Genomic DNA, 15,825 nt, shown 5'->3' with positions numbered 1-15,825 from the left:
GGACGCCGGTATTTCAGCCGTTCGCTTGGCTTCCCGATGCCACCGCCAGCGCGCGCTGGCAGTGTCTCACGGTACCGGGAACGTCTGTTTCGCCGACGGCACGCCGCCCGAGATCACGGGCGTCCTCGACTGGGAGACCGCGGCGCTCGGCGAGCCCCGGACGGAGCTCGGGTATCTCCTGTTCTACTGGCGGGACGACGGCGACCCAACGCCGGGCCTCGACGCCATCCGAGCGCGCTACGGTGACGACCACCCGGACGCCGTTGCGGAAGTGGCGGCGGCGGCCGAGCACGGCTTCTACCGGTACGCGAACCGGCCGGGCAGCCCCAGCCGTCGCGAGTTGGTCGAGCGCTACGAGGCACGGACTGGGCTCGCCTTCGACCACGGCCGGTTCTACCGGGCACACGCCGCGCTCGGGCTCGCCGCCGTCTGGGAGGACAGCCACGCCCGCCGGGTCGCGGCCGGCGAGCCCACCGACTGGGAGCCGCTGCTGGACTACACGGCGGCGGTCACGGCGAGCATCGTCGACGGCGAGTTCGAGGCCTGAGGCCCGCTACGCTTCGTCCGCGACCAACTGGATGTCGTCGTCGCCGTTCGGCACCACGCAGATGAACGCCCCCGGCTCGTCGCCGTCGTTCTCGTACCAGTGGACGGCACCGGCCGGAATCAGGAGGCTGTCGCCGGCGCTGACCTCGTGGGTGTCGCCCTCGATGCCGACGGTGTACTCGCCGGCGAGGACGTACTGCTCGTGTTCGACCGCGTTCGTGTGCTCGGGCACGTGTGCCCCCGGGTCGAGTTCGAACCGGCGCATCGCGAAATGCGGCGCGCCGTCCTCGCCGTCGATCAGCACGCCCTTCCTGGTGCCATCGCCGGCGCTCACGTCCGCGTAGTCGATCTCGCTGGCGCGCCGAACCAGCGGCGTCGGCTGTTGTCCCATGGCCACCACCACGCCCACCCGCCACATAACTGGCTCGGCCATCCCCGTGGAGTCGCGGCCGGCGGTGCCGGAGCGCACAGACATAGGGACGTGGCCGGGCTATCCGCGTCCATGCCACAGTCCCCTGCGGCGTTTCGCTTCGACTACGAGTCGCCCGCGCTCCGGTTCGGTCCCGACAGCGTGCGCGACCTCGACGCCAGCCTCGACGCCCACGACGCCGACACCGCGCTCGTCGTCACCGGCTCCACGGTCGGCACCACCCCAGCCGTCATGGACCCCGTGCGTGACGGGCTCGGTGACCGGCTGGCCGGCGTGTTCGCGGAGACCACCGGCGAGAAACGCCTCACAACCGCGTTCGACGCCGCCGAGCGGGTCGCCGCCACGGACGCCGACGCGATCGTCGCTGTCGGCGGCGGGAGCAGCATCGACGTGGCCACTGTCGCCGCCGCCCTCACGGGCACCACGCAGTCGCGCGCGGCGGTCGCCCGGACCGTCCGGGACACCGCGACGGTCCCGATCCCCGACGGCGCGCTGCCACCGATCGTTGTCGTCCCCACGACGCTCGCCGGTGCCGACATCTCACAGGGCGCGGGCATCGCCGCCCACCCCGACGCCGGGGTCGTGGACGACACCCACAGCGCCGTCGCCGACGACCGCCGCCTGATGCCCGCCAGCGTCGTCGCCGATCCCGTGCTCGCCGCAACCACACCCAGATCCGTGCTCGCGGGGTCGGCGATGAACGGCCTCAACAAGGGCATCGAGACGCTCTACGCCGCCACCGCCACGCCGATCACCGACGCCACTGCGAGCCACGGCGTCGGCACGCTCGCCGCCGGCCTCCGAGCGCTCGGGACCGCTGATCCCACGCCGGAGACGATGGCCCCCATCCTGCGGGGGTTGTTGCTGGTGGAGTACGGCATCTCGCGGCCCGACGCCACCACGCTCTCGCTGACCCACGCCTTCGGCCACGCGCTGTCCCGCGCCAGCCCCATCCAACAGGGCGTCGCCCACGCCGTCGTCACACCCCACGTGCTCGCGCACCTCTTCGACAGCACCGACGGCCGCCGCGACCGGCTCGCCGCCGCCCTGGACGTCGGCGACGATCCCGACCCCGCGTCCGCCGTCATCGACGCCGTCACGGCGGTGCGCGACGCCCTCGGGCTGCCGGCCCGCCTCCGCGACACCGACGGCCCGGCCCGCAGCGAGCTTCAGGCGGTCGCCGCCGCTGCTATCGCCGACCCGTTCGTGGACAACGCGCCGGACGGCGTCCCGCTCACGCGCGCCGACGCCACTGAAATCCTCGACGCCGCCTGGTAGCCGGTTTCGACCCGGGTGGCCGTGGACTTAACACGCACCCTCCGGTACGCTCCACTATGCGAGGGTTCCGCATCGGGCGTGTGTTCGGCATCCCGATCAAGCTCGACGTCACGTTCCTGCTCGTGCTCCCGGTGTTCGCCTACCTGATCGGCACCCAACTGGAGGTGTGGGTCTCGACGCTGAACGGCGCGCCGTTCGCCGCCGGCCTGGACGCCACAGCGCTGACCGCCGGCTCCGTCCGGTGGGTGCTCGGTGCCGCCGCCGCAGTCGGGCTGTTCGTCGGCGTCGTGCTCCACGAACTCGGCCACTCCGTCGTCGCGATGCGGTACGACTTCACCATCGACGCCATCACGCTGTGGGTGCTCGGCGGCGTCGCCAGCCTCACCGACCAGCCCGAGGAGTGGGACCAGGAGCTCTGCATCGCGCTCGCCGGTCCCGCCGTCAGCGTCGCGCTCGCGGCCGTCGCCTACGGAATGCTTGTCGTGCTCCCGTCGTCGCTCGACACCGTGCGGTTCGTGTTCGGCTACCTCGCGCTGATGAACCTCGCGCTCGCCGCGTTCAACCTGCTCCCGGGGTTCCCGATGGACGGCGGCCGCGTGTTGCGCGCGCTGCTGGCCCGCACCCGGACGTTCGCCCGCGCCACCAAGATCGCCGCCGAAGTCGGGAAGCTGTTCGCGTTCGTGCTGGGGATCGCCGGCCTGCTCTCGTTCAACGTCATCCTCATCGGGGTGGCGTTTTTCATCTACATCGGTGCCGCCGGGGAAGCCCAGCGCACGGCCATGAACGCCGCCTTCGAGGGTGTGACGGTCGCCGACGTGATGACGCCCGCAAGCGACGTGCACACGGTCGCTGCCACGGCCTCCGTCGCCGACCTCATGGACAGCATGCTCGAACACCGCCACACCGGCTACCCGGTGTTCCGGGACGCCACCGCCGTCGGAATGGTGACCCTCGACGACGCCCGGTCCGTGCGCGCCGTCGAGCGCGACGCGATGCGCGTCGCGGACGTGATGAGCGACGACGTCTACACCATCCCCGGCTCCGCCGACGCCACCGACGCCCTCGACGCCCTCCAGGAACACAGCGTCGGGCGCCTGCTCGTCGTCGACGCCGACGGCGAGATGGTGGGGCTCATCACCCGCAGCGACCTCATGGACGCCTTCGGCATCATCCAATCCACCGGGGCGGCGGTCTCCCGGGAGTCACTCGATCTCCCCAGCCGCCCCTGACTGTCGACCGGTACGTTCTTCGCCGTGCTCGCGCTATCGGCTCGTCCACGATGCCCGACGGTGACGCCCCCGATGTCACGCCCCTCTACGAGGCGTGGTCGCTGCACGGCGCCGACCGGTACGCCACCGGCGACCTGCGCGCGCGCAGCCGCTACCTCGGCCTCGAACACGACGACCTCCGCGCGTGCCTGACGCAGGCCGCCGACGTGGTCGACGTGCCCGCCGAGGACGGCCGCGGGACGGTTGTGCCGCTGCACGCCCCGGACACACCCGAGCCGACCGACGAGTACGTCGTCTGGGACCCGGACAGCGACGCCGTCGGCTACTTCGACGAGGGCTTCGGCATCAGCGGCGCGCACAGCCGCGTCCCCCTCGACGACGTGGTCGCCACGGCCATCGCCCACCGGGTGCGGTTCTGGCACCCGGCGCGCGCTCCCGGCGGCGACACCGACCCGGACGGCCCGCTTGCAGCCGCCACCGTGCCCGACGGCGTTCCCCCAACGGACCCGCTCGCCGGCCGCGACCGCCGGGCGTTCTTCGACACCCTCCGGGACACGGTCCGGGGTGAACGGGCCGCCGAACGCGACCAAACCCGCGACGCGCACGCCGACGCCGATCTCGGCCGACTCGTCGACGAGCACGCCGTCGACGGGCCGTTCGTGCTCGTGTCGACGACCGCCCACTCCGACCGGCCGGCGGACGTCCGCGTCCAGTACGCCCCCGACGACGGCGCACCGGCGGACATCGACCTCGTCGCCGCCTTTGACCTCTACCCGGACAACCGCGTGCTCGTGGACGCGTTCCACGACGCCCTCCCGTTCCCCGCGCGCGTCGCGAGCGTCGACGGCTCGCTGGTGACCCTCCAGCCGACCTGGGAGCGCGTCACCGACCCCGAGGGCGTCGCCGCGACGCTCGCGGACGCCGACCCGTTCTGGCTGCGTGGCCTCCTCAACCCCGTGCCGTACACCCGCCGCCTGGACGCCATCGACGCGGTCTGGGAGACGCCCGCGAAGCGCCGGCTGCTCACCGGCCAGCGCCCCCTGTCGTTCTCGCGACCGCCGAACCGCCGGCGCGCCGACCTCGCGCTCGACGACCACCAGCAGCGCGCGCTCGCGTGGGCGGTCGCCGCCGACGACGTGGCCTGCATCCACGGCCCACCGGGCACCGGGAAAACGCGGACGCTGGCCGCGGTCGTCGCCGAGTCGGTCGCCCGCGGCGAGCGCGTGCTCGTGACCGCCCACTCCAACCAGGCCGTCGACACCCTCCTCGTCGGCGACAGCACGCTCGACGCCGCCGACGACGGCTCCCTGCACGGCGTGCTCGGCGACGACCCCACGGTGGACATCGCACGCCACGGCCGCCACTCCCGGAACCGCGTCGTCGACGACCACTACCGCCAGCGCGGGGTCGACGCCGCGGACGTCGTTGCCGCGACGACGAACGGCGCCGCCACCTTCGACCAGAACGCCTTCGACCTCGCGGTCGTCGACGAGGCCACACAGGCCTCCCGGGCCGCCACCGCCATCGCCGTGAACGCCGCCGGCACGCTGGTGCTCGCCGGCGACCACCGCCAACTCCCGCCGTACGGCGTCCGGGAGGGCGGGGCGGGCGAGATGCGGCCGTCGCTGTTCGAGACGCTGATCGACCGCTACGGTGACGACGTTGCCGTTCTGCTCGCGCGCCAGTACCGGATGCACGACGCCATCGCGGGCTTCCCCAACGAGGCGTTCTACGGCGGCCGCCTCGAAACCGCGGCGGTGGCCGCCGACCGCGCCGTCGACGGCCTTCCGCCGGTCGCCGTCGTCGACGTGGCCGGCCAGGAACGCCGCGACGAACGCGGCGCGAGCGTCCGGAACGCCGCCGAAGCGTCGGTCGTCGCCGACCGCGTCGACACGATCCGCCGTGCCGGCGTCGAGCCCGGCGATCTGGGCGTCATCGCCGCGTACAGCGACCACGTCTCGGCGATCCGGGGCGTGCTCGCCGACCGGGGGCTCGACCGCCCGGCGCTCACCGTCGACACCGTCGACTCCTTCCAGGGTGGCGAACGCGACGCCGTCGTCGTCTCGTTCGCGCGCAGCAACGACGCCCACGACGCGGGCTTCCTCGAACACCCAGCGGCGGGACCACGCCGGCTGAACGTCGCGCTCACACGCGCCCGCCGCCACCTCTCGCTGGTCGGCGACTGGGCGACGCTCACCGACCCGGCCAGCCACCGCAGCCCCGCAGCGAGCTGCGCAGACGTATACGCCGACCTCTACGACACGCTCGCCGACCACGCCGACGCCAGGCTGTTCAACCGCCGCTAACCCTCGCCGCGACCTCCACAGCCAAGACCCCGGGCGTGCTACACGAGTGCGTGACTGCCCTGCTCGTCTACGGTGCGTACGGCTACACCGGTGAACTGGTCGCCGCGGAACTCTGTGCGCGCGGCCACGACCCGGTGCTGGCCGGCCGGAACGCCACGAAACTCGACCGCATCGGCACCCGCCTGGGCTGCGACACGCGCGCGTTCCCCGTCGGGGCCGCCGCCGCCCACCTCGACGGCGTCGACGTCGTCCTGAACTGTGCGGGCCCGTTCACCGAGACCGCCACCCCGCTGGCCGACGCCTGCCTGGACGCCGGCGTCGACTACCTCGACATCACCGGCGAGATCCCGGTCTTCGAGACGCTCGCGCGCCGCGACGACGACGCACGCGACGCCGACGCGACGCTGCTCCCGGGCGTCGGCTTCGACGTGGTGCCGACCGACTGCCTCGCCGCCCACCTCGCCCAGCGGCTCCCCGACGCCACCCACCTCGCGCTCGGCTTCGAGCCACACGGCGGCATCTCGCCGGGCACGGCCGCCACCGCGGTCGGGCAACTCGGCGACGGTGGTGCCGTCCGCCGCGACGGCCGCCTGCTCTCAGTGCCGCCCGCCCACCGCCAGCGCCGCATCGACTTCGGCACCGGCACCCGGACCGCGGTCACGTTCCCCTGGGGCGACGTCGCCACCGCCTTCCGGTCGACCGGCATCCCGAACGTCGAGGTGTACATCCCCATGCCGTCGGCTGCGCGCCGCGCGCTGCGCGCGTCCGGGCACCTCGCGCCGCTTTTCGACGCCGCGCCCGTCCAAGACACCCTCCGATCGCTCATCACGCGGTTCGTCGACGGTCCCGACGCGGACGAACGCGCAACCGGCCGCGCACACATCTGGGGTGAAGTCAGCTCCGACGCCACCGGCGAGACGGCGGTCTCCCGGCTTGTCACGCCCGAGACCTACGCGTTCACCGTCGACGCCGCCACCACCGCCGCCGAGCGCACTCTCGACGGCGACACCCCGCCCGGCTACCAGACGCCCGCGACCGCCTTCGGCGCCGACTTCGTCACCGACCTCGACGGCGTCACCCGGACCGACGACGGGGACGCCTAGAGCGCGTCGAACTCGACGTCACCGTTGTCCGACTCCGCGACCACCTCGTGCGTCCCCTCGCCGAGCACGCCACGCACCATGCCGTCGTCGCCGTCGCGACGCAGGTCAGACAGCTCGAGGTCCTCGATGCCGGTTTCGCCGTTGTCGGTCCGTGCCACCACCTCGGCGTCGGCGTCCGGGGACAGTGACACGCTCACGTCCCCGTTGTTCGACACGGCGGTCACGTCACCGGACAACGGCGCTGGCTCGTCGATGGTGACCGCACCGTTGGTCGTCTCCGCCGCCGACACCGGGCCGGCCGACTGCACTGTCACGTCGCCGTTGTCCGTGGTCGCGGACTCGACGCCCGCGACATCCTGGACGTCGATGTCGCCGTTGCTCGTCTCAAGCTCGCCCACCGCCGTCCCGGCCGGCACCTGCACGTCGAACGCCGCGCTCACGCCGTCGGTGGTTCCCGCGAGCGCGACCGAAAGCCCATCGGCGCCGGTTTGCCCGGCGACCTCGGCGCCGTCGACGCGCTCCTCGCTGGGGCCCGACAGCCGTGCCGTTACCGCCACCTGCTCGCTGTCGTGTGTCGATACCGCCACGTCGCCGTGCTTGCCGCTGACGCTCACGGCCGTGTCCTCGGCGGGCAGGTCGAACTCGACATCCCGCGTCTCCTCGTACTGGTCGTCGGACTGGGCCCCCATACAGCCGGTCAGTGACGCTGCCGCCGCAGCCGCGACGCCGCCAAGGAGGGCTCGTCGGTGCATACGTCGTGCTCTCCGCTCGCGTCCCTTATTAATTCCTACGTGTTGCTCGCGGTTCGAGTCTCGGCGACGGGCCAGACGGGAGCATTGAACCAGCGCCAGCGGTCACCCTCGCTGTGCTCGGGTGCCGTGACCGGCAGCGCTCGCCGGGACGGACCTCCCGCTTCGCACTTCGGTCGTCGCGAAAAGGTCCAGGGGCGAGAATCGAACCCGCGTCTCAGCCTCCACAAGGCTGAAGGATAGTCCACTACCCTACCCCGGACACTGCATCCTGTCGTAGCGTGCTCGCAGACAAATACGTTACGACCTCGGGCAGACGATACGCTTTTCCACTAACCCGCCGTATCACGGGGTGACTGTGGCCATCACGGACAAAATCTACGTCAAGAACCACCGCCAGATCGCCTCCCAGCTCGACACCCGATTCCCCAAGTCGGCGTTCAGCGGCGCGACCCTCGACATCCTGTTCACGGGGGATCTCTCGGCGCTGAACGACGCCACCCGTGACACCGTCCTGGAGTTCGCCGAGGACTTCCTGGACTGCGACTGCGACTCGAACCCCTACTGTGGCCACCCCGAGGAGAAGTTCGTCGAGTACCTGCTGGACCTCCGCGCGCAGGGCCTCGACCCGGAGTCGATGGTGGACGTGATGACCGACGACTACATGGTGTACGCCTACCCCGGCGACCTCTACTCGTTCCTCGACGACGCCATCCGCACCCTGGAAGCCGTCGAAGAGCTCGCCGACGTGGACGGCCGCCCAGAGGAGGCCGACCGCGCCAGCCGGAAGAAGCGCGAACTCAGTCGGTAGCGCCGCTGCCGCCTACCCGAGCTGGTAGGGTTCGTCGTCGTCATCCAGTTCCTCCAACTTGACCACGTCACCGATCTCGTCTTCGCTGTCGGTCTGACTCCGGAGGTGGTCGATGTACGCCTTCTGCTCGTCCAGCTGCTCGCGGAGGTGTTCGGCTTCCAGTTCGAGGCGCTCGTGTTCGCGCACGAAGCTCTTCGACACCTCGACGGTCGGCGGGAAGTCGTCGTCGTCGCCGTCTCGCGCTCTCGTGCTGTCCTCGGGCACGACCCGGACCTTCCCGTCGTGGGTCACAAGCGAGTCAACGTAATCACGGAACACCGCCGACAGGGAGATGTTGCGCTCCTCGGCGATCTCGCTGAGCGCGTCAAACGCCTCCTCGTTCACCCGGAACGAGATGGTCTTGTTCTTGTTCCCCATGTACCGGACAGTCGCGCCCGGAGCAGCTTAAGCGTTTGTCGCCCTCACTCCGGCGCGTCGAACTCCGCCAGCGCGTCGACGACCGCCTGCCGGTACGCCGAGGTATCCGCGCCGTACTCGGCGCGGGCGCGCTCGGCGTACTCGTTGCCCTCCTCGTTGAAGGCCTCGATGCGGTCGAGCGTGCGCTCGGCGGCCTCGACCACCCAGCGGTCACGAACGCTCTCCTCGACCATCGTGATCGACTCCGGCCGCAGGGAGACGTTCACGGACCCGTCGTCGGTCTCGTAGGTCCGTGGCTTCCCGACCACGGCGACGTACGTCGGCGTCTCGGCGTCCCGCAGTGCCGCCGCCGCTTCCGGCTGGTACTGGCCCGCGTAGACGAAAAACGTCCCCGTCGGGTCGACGACGCGGCCCCGCCAGTACTCCGCGTCCTCGCCGATGTCCTCGGTCTCGGTGAGCGTCCCGGTGACGAACACGCGGTTCGCGCGCTCGCCGGTCGGGAGCAACGCGTACAGCGGCGCGCGCTCGTCGTCGGACTCCTTGAACGTGAACGTGGCGTCGTTGAACTCGGCTGCGAAGACGCGGCGTGCGACTTCTCGGGTGGGTGCGCCGCTCATTTCAGATCGACCTCGCGCGGATCAGCACGGATTCAGTGTCCGGCCGGGTGGTAAGCAACTCGGTGTCGTTGGCGAGCACGTACCGACCGAACGTCGGCCCCGTCACCCGATAGTACTTCCCGAGGATCGTGGCGCGCATCTCGTCGGCAACGACGGTCGTGTCGAGGGCGTCTTTGGCCATCTGCTTGGCCTCCTCTAGGCCGATGCCAGTGAGGGCTTCCGTGGCCTCCTCGTCGAAGATGACCTCGTGGACGTCGGTGCCGTCGTCGAGCACCCCCTTGATGCGGAGGTCGAACTCCCCGTCGCCTTCGCCGTGCTCGTTGCAACGGCCGTTCTGGAGGACGCGCGTGCAGTCCTCCTCGGGGCAGCGCTTGATCAGCCCGCTGCCGGACTGTACGTCCACGAGCGCGCCCGCGACCTCGTCCTCGTTGTCGCCGACCTCGAACTCCTCGTCGACCGCCTCGATGGACGTTGTCTTGTTCAGCTTCACCGAGTATCGGCCCTGGTACTCGTCGGTGACGACGTTCCCGAGGCGATAGACTTGGCCCTCGTCGAGGGTTTCGAGGTCCGACTTCGCCCACTTCGTGAACTTGATCGTGCCGGTCGGGTCGCCCAGCAGGCCGACCTGCCCGACGGAGTCCGAGCGGGGCTCCCACAGTTCCACGACTTTCGCCGTGATGTCCACCCACTGCTCGGCCTCGTCGACGTCCTCGACTTCGACGGTGTCGTTGCCGCCACCGCCGGCGAGGTCGTCGCGGTCGAGGCCGGCCTCGTCGAGGTAGTGGTTCTCGACGCTGCGGCGGGCCTCGTCGACCGGGACTTTGTACTCAGAAACCAGTTTCTCCAGCCGTGCTTCCACGTCGTCGACGGTCGCGTCGACGTGCTCCGAGAGGTCGTCGTGGACCTCCTGAGCCGTGTCTGAAAGGTCGCTCATGGTCGTGTATCCGTCTCCGCGTGTGTTTCGATGGGAGACGTATCGGTGTTTGCTCCCAACCCCCTTTAAATCTCCGCACCCGGGGTGAACGCGGTCGCTCGCCCCCCGGAGACAGGCATTTGGGCCGCGGCGTCGAACCCGCCGGCATGCACTCCACCCTCCGGGTGAGCGCGCCGTGACACACACTGTCGCTGCCGTCCTGCTCGCCGGCGGCACCGGCACCCGGCTGTATCCCGCGAGCCGCAGCCACCGCCCCAAGCAGCTGCTCGCGCTCGGCGATGACGACCGCAGCCTGCTCCGCCGGACCGCAGACCGCGCGGCCTTCGCCGACGACCTGCTGGCGGTCACCCGCGAGGCGTACGCGGACCGCGTCCGCGACGAGGTCCCCGAGGCCACCGTCCTCGTGGAGCCGGCGGGCAAGGACACGGGGCCGGCGCTCGCGTACGCCGCCAGCGAGGTGCGGGCGCGGTTCGGCGAGGACGCCGTCATGCTCTGTCTGCCCAGCGACCACGTCGTCGGCGACGGCTTCCAGGAGACGGCTGAGACCGCCGTCGATGTCGCCGCCCGCACCGACGGCCTCGTCACGATCGGCGTTGAGCCGGACCGCCCGGCCACCGGCTACGGGTATATCGAACCCGGCGACGACCACGGCGACCACCGCGGGGTCGCGGTCTTCCGCGAGAAGCCGGACGCCGAGACTGCCAGCCGGCTCGTCGACCGCGGCTGTCTCTGGAACGCCGGGATGTTCGCGTGGACGCCCACGGCCTTCCTCGACGCCGCCCGCAGCGGCCCACTCGACCCCCTCGTGGACGCCCTCGCAACGGACGCCGATCCGGCCACCGCCTTCGAGCGCGTCGACCCCGTGAGCGTCGACTACGCCGTCCTCGAACGCGCCGCCGACGTGCGCGTCGTCCCCGCCGCCTTCGACTGGGACGACCTCGGTGCGTGGAACGCCCTCGGCCGCCTGCTCGACGGCGAGAACGCCGTGCTCGGCGACGCCACCACCATCGACGCCACCGGGAACGTGCTCGCAAGCGACGACAAACACGTCTCGGTCGTCGGCGTCGACGACCTCGTGGTCGCGGCCTACGACGACCGCGTGCTCGTCGTCCCGAGAGCGGACGCCCAGCGCGTCCGCGAGGTGGTTGCGGCCCTCGACGCCCCGTTTTGAGCGCCGGCCACTACCCCCACAGCCGGCCGCCGTCGACGGGCACGCTGGCACCGGTCACGAAGCTCGCGCGGTCGCTGGCGAGAAACGCCACCACGTCGCCGAGCTCACTCGGCTCCCCGAGCCGATCCAAGGGGACCTCCTCGCTCCACCCCGCCAGCCCCGCCTCGTAGCTGTCAGCCTCCCCGCGCGCAACGGCCGCCGACACCAACTCCTCGATGCGCGCGGTCTCGTGTGGCCCCGGCTGGACGACGTTCGCGCGCACGTCCGGTGCCCACTCGCGGGCGACGGTCTTCGCCAGCCCGACGACACCACGCCGCACCGCGTTCGACAACACCAACCCCTCGATCGGCTCGCTCACGCTGGTCGAGGTGATACACGTCACGGTGCCGCCGTCGCCCGCCACCAGGTGCTCGTGGGCGGCGTCAAGCGTCCGCACGACACTCATCACGAGCAACTCGAAGGCGTCCGTCCAGTCGTCGTCGGTGACCGCGGTGAACTGCCCGCTGGGCACGCCGCCGGCGGATGTGACGACGTGATCGAGGCCGCCGAACGTCTCGACGGCTGTCTCTACCACTGCCGTAACGTCCGCCCCGTCGGTGATGTCCGCAGGGACCCCACGCACCGAGCCGGCGGCGTCCGCGCCGATCTCCTCGGCCGCCGCCACAACGCGCTCTTCGTCGCGCGAACACACCACCACGTCGGCCCCCTCGCGCGCCAGCGCCGCCGCACTCGCCTTTCCAAGCCCGCTCGACGACGCCGTCACAACCGCCACGTCCCCATCGAGTCCGAGTTCCATACCGACGCCTTCGCACCGCACCGGGGAAGCTGCTTCGCAGCCGCCCCGTCAGCTCCCCCAGAAGTTGTCCCGGCTGCCCAACCGCTCGCGGTCGTCGTGCCCGCCGTCGTCGGCGTCCTCGTCGTCGCCCCCCGCAGCGTCGTCGTCGTCGGCGTCCGCCGGCTCGTCGGGGAGCTTCTCGATCAACTCCGCACGCGCGTAGTTGGGCTTCACCGTCGACACCTCGGCTTTCACGCGGGCCGGCGGCAACACGCCGTCGACCATCACGATGAACCCCGACTCCTCCTGGCGGCCAACGCCAGCCCCGCTCTCGTGCATGTCGTCCACCTCGATGACGACCTCCTCGCCGGGCACCACGGGCGCGGTCTGCAGGTCCTCGATCGGCTGGCTGTAATGCTGGCACCACTCCATCCCGCCGCGGTCGCCGTAATGCTGGCACCCCATTCCCTCGATCTGTTCCTGGAAGCTGGGGCACTCGTCGGCGATGGGGCAGTCGGCCATACTCCCTACTGGTGGCGGCCGCTCTAAAAGCATTCCCTCTGCATTACTCTCACCAGCCCCGACGCCTCCAATCACCCATCCATCACAAGGGATTTACTAACACCGGCGGTCTGTCGGCCCGTGACGATCCGCGACGCCCTCTCGGTCCACCGCGTACCGAGTGCACTCCTCTCGGTCACCGTCATCGGCCTTGTCGCCCGCCTGCTGGCGCTCGGCGACCGCGTCTTCTACTACGACGAAGCATGGTTCGGCTACTGGGTCCTCCGCGGCATGGAACACGGCGCCTGGGAGTACCGCCCCATCCTCCACGGGCCGCTGTTCGCGCGCGTCAACTCGCTGGTTTTCGGCGTGGTCGGCGCAACCGACGCCACCGCACGCCTCGTCGTCGCGCTCACGGGCGCGTTGCTCCCGCTTGCGGCGTGGCTGTTCCGCACCCGCCTCCGCGACGCCGAACTCATCGCGCTCGGCGCCGCCCTCGCGTGCAACCCCGTGCTCGTCTACTACTCGCGGTTCATGCGCAAAGACCTCCCGCTGGCGGCGTGCATGCTGCTCACGCTCGGTCTCCTCGCTCGCGCGTCCGACACCCGCCGACCGCGCTACCTCTACGCCAGCGCCGTCACGCTCGGGGTCGCGTTCGCCACGAAGGAGAGCGTCCTCCTCTGGATGGTGACGTGGCTCGGGGCGAGCGTGCTCGTGCTCGATCGCCACCTCCTGCGCGCCCGCGACACCGACGGCGACGCTCTCGGGGCCCTCCGATCGCTGCTCCGCCGTGCCGTCGCGGGCGCACGCGACTGGTGGCACCACGGCGTTCTCGCGGCCGCCGTCTTCCTCAGTGTCGTCGTGTACTTCTACGCCCCCCGTGGCGGCCCCGGCCAGGAGATCGGGCTCTGGCGCGCCCTCACCGGTGACTTCGCCACCCTCCCCGCCGTCGTCGGCGAGGCCACCCTGGGATCGCTGCACAAGGCCATCGACTACTGGGCAACGGGGAGCATCCAGCGCCACGCCTACCTCCCGTACTTCACGGACACCGCTGACACCGTCATCGCGGGCGCGTCCGGGGTCGCCGCGTTCGCCGTCGTGGGGTTCCTCTGGGATCGCTACGCCGGCGCCCACCCCCGGGGGCTGGTTGCGTTCAACTTCTACTGTGGGGTCGCCGCACTCGTCGGGTACCCCCTCGCGAACAACTTCCCGGTTCCGTGGTCGACGGTCCACGCCATCGTGCCGCTGACCGTTCCCGCGGCCGTCGGCGCCGCCGTCGTCTACCGCTGGGGCCGCAGCCGTCTTCCCGCCCGCGAACCCACGATCCTCAGCGAACACACCCCGATGCACGCCGTCCGAGCAGTGCTCGCCGCAGCCGTCCTCCTGTCGGCTGTCGCCGCCGGCGGCGCAACCCTGACCGAGACGAGCTACCAGGCCCCCCACGAGAGCCCGCGAGGGGACCCCGGCAGCGACGTGATCTACTACGCACAAGCGCCCGCGGACCTCCGCACGGTCGTCACCGACATCGAACGCGCGGCCGCCAGCAGTGGCTCGGACACGGACGTCCTCTACGTCGGCGCCCCCCTCGCGATGACCGAATCACGCGTCGACCGCCCGCCGGCAACCGGCGCGTGGCACGCCCGCATGCCGCTCCCCTGGTACACTGAATCCCTGGACGCAGACGTCGCAAGCGTCGACGACCCCACGGCGGTCGGTGACACCCCGCCGCCCGTCGTGATCACGACCCCGGCGCTGGAATCACAGGTCGGGGCCGCCATCGGTGCTGGCTACGAGCGCGAGACACACGCTCTCGACGACATCGGCGACCGCACTGTTGTGGTGTTCACCGCCACCACGGAGTAACCTGGCTGCTGGCACGCGCCCCGTACACGGTGTTCGTGACGCAAAAACCGCGGCTACGCCAGCGGCGTCCGCTCGACGACCTGCCCGTCGTAGGTCGGATACTGCTCGACGATCTCCCCGTCGTCGATGTCGCCGTCGTCGATCATCTCTTCGAGGAGCCACCACGCCACCTCGACGTGGTCGGACTTCACGGTGTAGTACTCCTCGGGAACGCCCAACTCGCGGATGCGGCCCGCGCCGACCGTGGTCTTCCCGTAGACGAGCGTGCCGTCGTCGGTGATCTCGTCGAACTCCCGGCGGACGTTGCGCGCCATGCGCTTGAGCCGCGAGCGGTGCTGGGCGGCGTCCTTGAACACGCTCGTACAGAAGTACACCTGCTCGTGGTCGGCCATCTCCGAGAGGATGGCGTCCTTCGAGCCGTCGACGGCGCTCATGTGGCCCTCCTGGAGCTCGTAGCCCGCCTCCTGCATGCGCTCGTAGTTCCCGTCGCTCATCTCGAACTCGTTGATGTTACAGAAGTCCGCCGCGCCCTCGTCGAGGAACTCCAGGAACTCGTCCTCGGCCCGAATCCCGGGGATCTCGAAGGCGGGGGTCAGTCCCTCCTCGCGGGCGATGTAGAGGATTTCCTCCCACTCGGTGCCGTGCATATCCCCCCACAGCTCGTAGGGCGGATGGAAGCGGATCTCGTCGAGGCCCGCCTCGCTCAGCCGACGCATGTTCTCGCGGCCGCCCGTGATCCCCGTGTAGAGGTGCGTGTGGTGGTCCTCGCCGAACTCGTCTTTCAGCAGGCGCAGATACCGACAGGTGCGGTCGAGCACTTCCTGGGGCTCCCCGCCCGTGATCGAGGTGCCAAGCGCGTCCATCAGCTTCGCCTCGCTGATGATGTCCTCGTCGTCCTCGACGGGGCGCTCGTTGGCGTACACCTGCTGGACGTTCTTCCGGTTCTCGCCGAGCGGACAGTAGAAACAGTCACGCTGGTCACAGTACCCATACACGAAGAGGACCATCTTTCCCCCTTCCGCGCACTGCTCGCAGCCCTTTGAGATCATCTGGTGACACATCAGTACCGCGTGAAGCCTCAAAAACCGTGCGGAA

The 15,825-nt window shown here is 70.7% G+C and carries 16 protein-coding genes and 1 tRNA gene; 8 read left to right on the top strand and 9 right to left on the bottom strand.

Going from position 1 to position 15,825, the window contains the following annotated elements; genetic code table 11:
- Positions 1-61 precede the first annotated feature (61 nt).
- The gene (locus tag JT689_RS10115; protein WP_229373365.1) at positions 62-547 is read left to right on the top strand and encodes a phosphotransferase; all 486 of its coding nucleotides are present in this window, start codon (positions 62-64) and stop codon (positions 545-547) included.
- 6 nt (positions 548-553) lie between these two features.
- Here the strand turns inward: JT689_RS10115 and JT689_RS10110 are convergent, their stop codons facing one another.
- Positions 554-937 carry a cupin domain-containing protein gene (locus tag JT689_RS10110; protein ID WP_205251911.1) on the bottom strand — a complete coding sequence of 128 codons (384 nt, stop codon included), beginning with the start codon at positions 935-937 and terminating at the stop codon, positions 554-556.
- A gap of 111 nt (positions 938-1,048) precedes the next feature.
- On the opposite strand from JT689_RS10110, the gene JT689_RS10105 reads away from it, so the two are divergent.
- From JT689_RS10105 to JT689_RS10090, 4 genes are read left to right on the top strand one after another with little or no spacing between them, the layout of a single operon-like run.
- Positions 1,049-2,254: an iron-containing alcohol dehydrogenase family protein gene (locus JT689_RS10105; protein ID WP_205251125.1), complete on the top strand. Its 1,206-nt coding sequence runs from the start codon at positions 1,049-1,051 to the stop codon at positions 2,252-2,254.
- 56 nt (positions 2,255-2,310) lie between these two features.
- On the top strand, positions 2,311-3,483 hold the full coding sequence (locus JT689_RS10100; RefSeq protein WP_136361555.1) for a CBS domain-containing protein: 1,173 nt from the start codon (positions 2,311-2,313) through the stop codon (positions 3,481-3,483).
- Positions 3,484-3,533: 50 nt separating this feature from the next.
- The gene (locus JT689_RS10095) at positions 3,534-5,789 is read left to right on the top strand and encodes a DEAD/DEAH box helicase (protein ID WP_205251124.1); all 2,256 of its coding nucleotides are present in this window, start codon (positions 3,534-3,536) and stop codon (positions 5,787-5,789) included.
- 50 nt (positions 5,790-5,839) lie between these two features.
- Complete coding sequence (locus JT689_RS10090; protein WP_345944589.1) at positions 5,840-6,892, top strand: saccharopine dehydrogenase NADP-binding domain-containing protein; 1,053 nt, start codon at positions 5,840-5,842, stop codon at positions 6,890-6,892.
- On the opposite strand, the gene JT689_RS10085 is transcribed toward JT689_RS10090, so the two are convergent.
- A complete protein-coding gene (locus JT689_RS10085) occupies positions 6,889-7,644 on the bottom strand; it encodes a DUF4097 family beta strand repeat-containing protein (RefSeq protein WP_010903603.1) in 756 nt (251 codons plus the stop codon). The genes JT689_RS10090 and JT689_RS10085 overlap by 4 nt on opposite strands.
- Before the next feature lie 186 nt (positions 7,645-7,830).
- Positions 7,831-7,903: transfer RNA gene (locus tag JT689_RS10080), tRNA-His, on the bottom strand.
- Positions 7,904-7,999: 96 nt separating this feature from the next.
- Between JT689_RS10080 and JT689_RS10075 the strand changes: the two genes are divergently transcribed.
- On the top strand, positions 8,000-8,452 hold the full coding sequence (locus JT689_RS10075; protein ID WP_136361551.1) for a DUF5814 domain-containing protein: 453 nt from the start codon (positions 8,000-8,002) through the stop codon (positions 8,450-8,452).
- Between the two features lie 12 nt (positions 8,453-8,464).
- On the opposite strand, the gene JT689_RS10070 is transcribed toward JT689_RS10075, so the two are convergent.
- The 3 genes from JT689_RS10070 to JT689_RS10060 are packed head-to-tail and all read right to left on the bottom strand — an operon-like array spanning position 8,465 to position 10,420.
- Positions 8,465-8,869, bottom strand: coding sequence for a ribbon-helix-helix protein, CopG family (locus JT689_RS10070; protein WP_010903601.1), 405 nt, complete (start codon positions 8,867-8,869; stop codon positions 8,465-8,467).
- Between the two features lie 44 nt (positions 8,870-8,913).
- On the bottom strand, positions 8,914-9,486 hold the full coding sequence (locus JT689_RS10065; RefSeq protein WP_010903600.1) for an RPA family protein: 573 nt from the start codon (positions 9,484-9,486) through the stop codon (positions 8,914-8,916).
- A gap of 1 nt (position 9,487) precedes the next feature.
- The gene (locus JT689_RS10060; RefSeq protein ID WP_012289447.1) at positions 9,488-10,420 is read right to left on the bottom strand and encodes a replication protein A; all 933 of its coding nucleotides are present in this window, start codon (positions 10,418-10,420) and stop codon (positions 9,488-9,490) included.
- Positions 10,421-10,595: 175 nt separating this feature from the next.
- Here JT689_RS10060 and JT689_RS10055 point away from each other — a divergent pair, with 175 nt between their 5' ends.
- Positions 10,596-11,591: a sugar phosphate nucleotidyltransferase gene (locus JT689_RS10055; RefSeq protein WP_205251123.1), complete on the top strand. Its 996-nt coding sequence runs from the start codon at positions 10,596-10,598 to the stop codon at positions 11,589-11,591.
- 10 nt (positions 11,592-11,601) lie between these two features.
- On the opposite strand, the gene JT689_RS10050 is transcribed toward JT689_RS10055, so the two are convergent.
- On the bottom strand, positions 11,602-12,387 hold the full coding sequence (locus JT689_RS10050) for an SDR family oxidoreductase (protein ID WP_205251122.1): 786 nt from the start codon (positions 12,385-12,387) through the stop codon (positions 11,602-11,604).
- 48 nt (positions 12,388-12,435) lie between these two features.
- Positions 12,436-12,888 carry a TRAM domain-containing protein gene (locus JT689_RS10045; RefSeq protein WP_012289446.1) on the bottom strand — a complete coding sequence of 151 codons (453 nt, stop codon included), beginning with the start codon at positions 12,886-12,888 and terminating at the stop codon, positions 12,436-12,438.
- 120 nt (positions 12,889-13,008) lie between these two features.
- Here JT689_RS10045 and JT689_RS10040 point away from each other — a divergent pair, with 120 nt between their 5' ends.
- A complete protein-coding gene (locus tag JT689_RS10040; protein ID WP_205251121.1) occupies positions 13,009-14,730 on the top strand; it encodes a flippase activity-associated protein Agl23 in 1,722 nt (573 codons plus the stop codon).
- A 53-nt stretch (positions 14,731-14,783) separates the two neighbouring features.
- Here JT689_RS10040 and JT689_RS10035 read toward each other — a convergent pair whose 3' ends face one another.
- Positions 14,784-15,779: a radical SAM protein gene (locus JT689_RS10035; RefSeq protein ID WP_012289444.1), complete on the bottom strand. Its 996-nt coding sequence runs from the start codon at positions 15,777-15,779 to the stop codon at positions 14,784-14,786.
- Positions 15,780-15,825 lie beyond the last annotated feature (46 nt).

The sequence above is a fragment of the Halobacterium sp. GSL-19 genome (genome assembly GCF_016917855.1).
Classification (GTDB): Archaea; Halobacteriota; Halobacteria; order Halobacteriales; family Halobacteriaceae; genus Halobacterium; species Halobacterium salinarum.
The sequence above is the reverse complement of the archived record's forward strand: the minus strand, read 5'-3'. Positions and strand labels throughout refer to the sequence as shown.

What these genes read in the sequence shown, in the direction of transcription:
- JT689_RS10045 (WP_012289446.1), bottom strand. Translation starts at nt 12,888, where the DNA reads ATGGCCGACTGCCCCATCGCCGACGAGTGCCCCAGCTTCCAGGAACAG.
- JT689_RS10050 (WP_205251122.1), bottom strand. Translation starts at nt 12,387, where the DNA reads ATGGAACTCGGACTCGATGGGGACGTGGCGGTTGTGACGGCGTCGTCG.
- JT689_RS10070 (WP_010903601.1), bottom strand. Translation starts at nt 8,869, where the DNA reads ATGGGGAACAAGAACAAGACCATCTCGTTCCGGGTGAACGAGGAGGCG.
- JT689_RS10105 (WP_205251125.1), top strand. Translation starts at nt 1,049, where the DNA reads ATGCCACAGTCCCCTGCGGCGTTTCGCTTCGACTACGAGTCGCCCGCG.
- JT689_RS10065 (WP_010903600.1), bottom strand. Translation starts at nt 9,486, where the DNA reads ATGAGCGGCGCACCCACCCGAGAAGTCGCACGCCGCGTCTTCGCAGCC.
- JT689_RS10095 (WP_205251124.1), top strand. Translation starts at nt 3,534, where the DNA reads ATGCCCGACGGTGACGCCCCCGATGTCACGCCCCTCTACGAGGCGTGG.
- JT689_RS10100 (WP_136361555.1), top strand. Translation starts at nt 2,311, where the DNA reads ATGCGAGGGTTCCGCATCGGGCGTGTGTTCGGCATCCCGATCAAGCTC.
- JT689_RS10060 (WP_012289447.1), bottom strand. Translation starts at nt 10,420, where the DNA reads ATGAGCGACCTTTCAGACACGGCTCAGGAGGTCCACGACGACCTCTCG.
- JT689_RS10110 (WP_205251911.1), bottom strand. Translation starts at nt 937, where the DNA reads ATGGGACAACAGCCGACGCCGCTGGTTCGGCGCGCCAGCGAGATCGAC.
- JT689_RS10085 (WP_010903603.1), bottom strand. Translation starts at nt 7,644, where the DNA reads ATGCACCGACGAGCCCTCCTTGGCGGCGTCGCGGCTGCGGCGGCAGCG.
- JT689_RS10035 (WP_012289444.1), bottom strand. Translation starts at nt 15,779, where the DNA reads ATGATCTCAAAGGGCTGCGAGCAGTGCGCGGAAGGGGGAAAGATGGTC.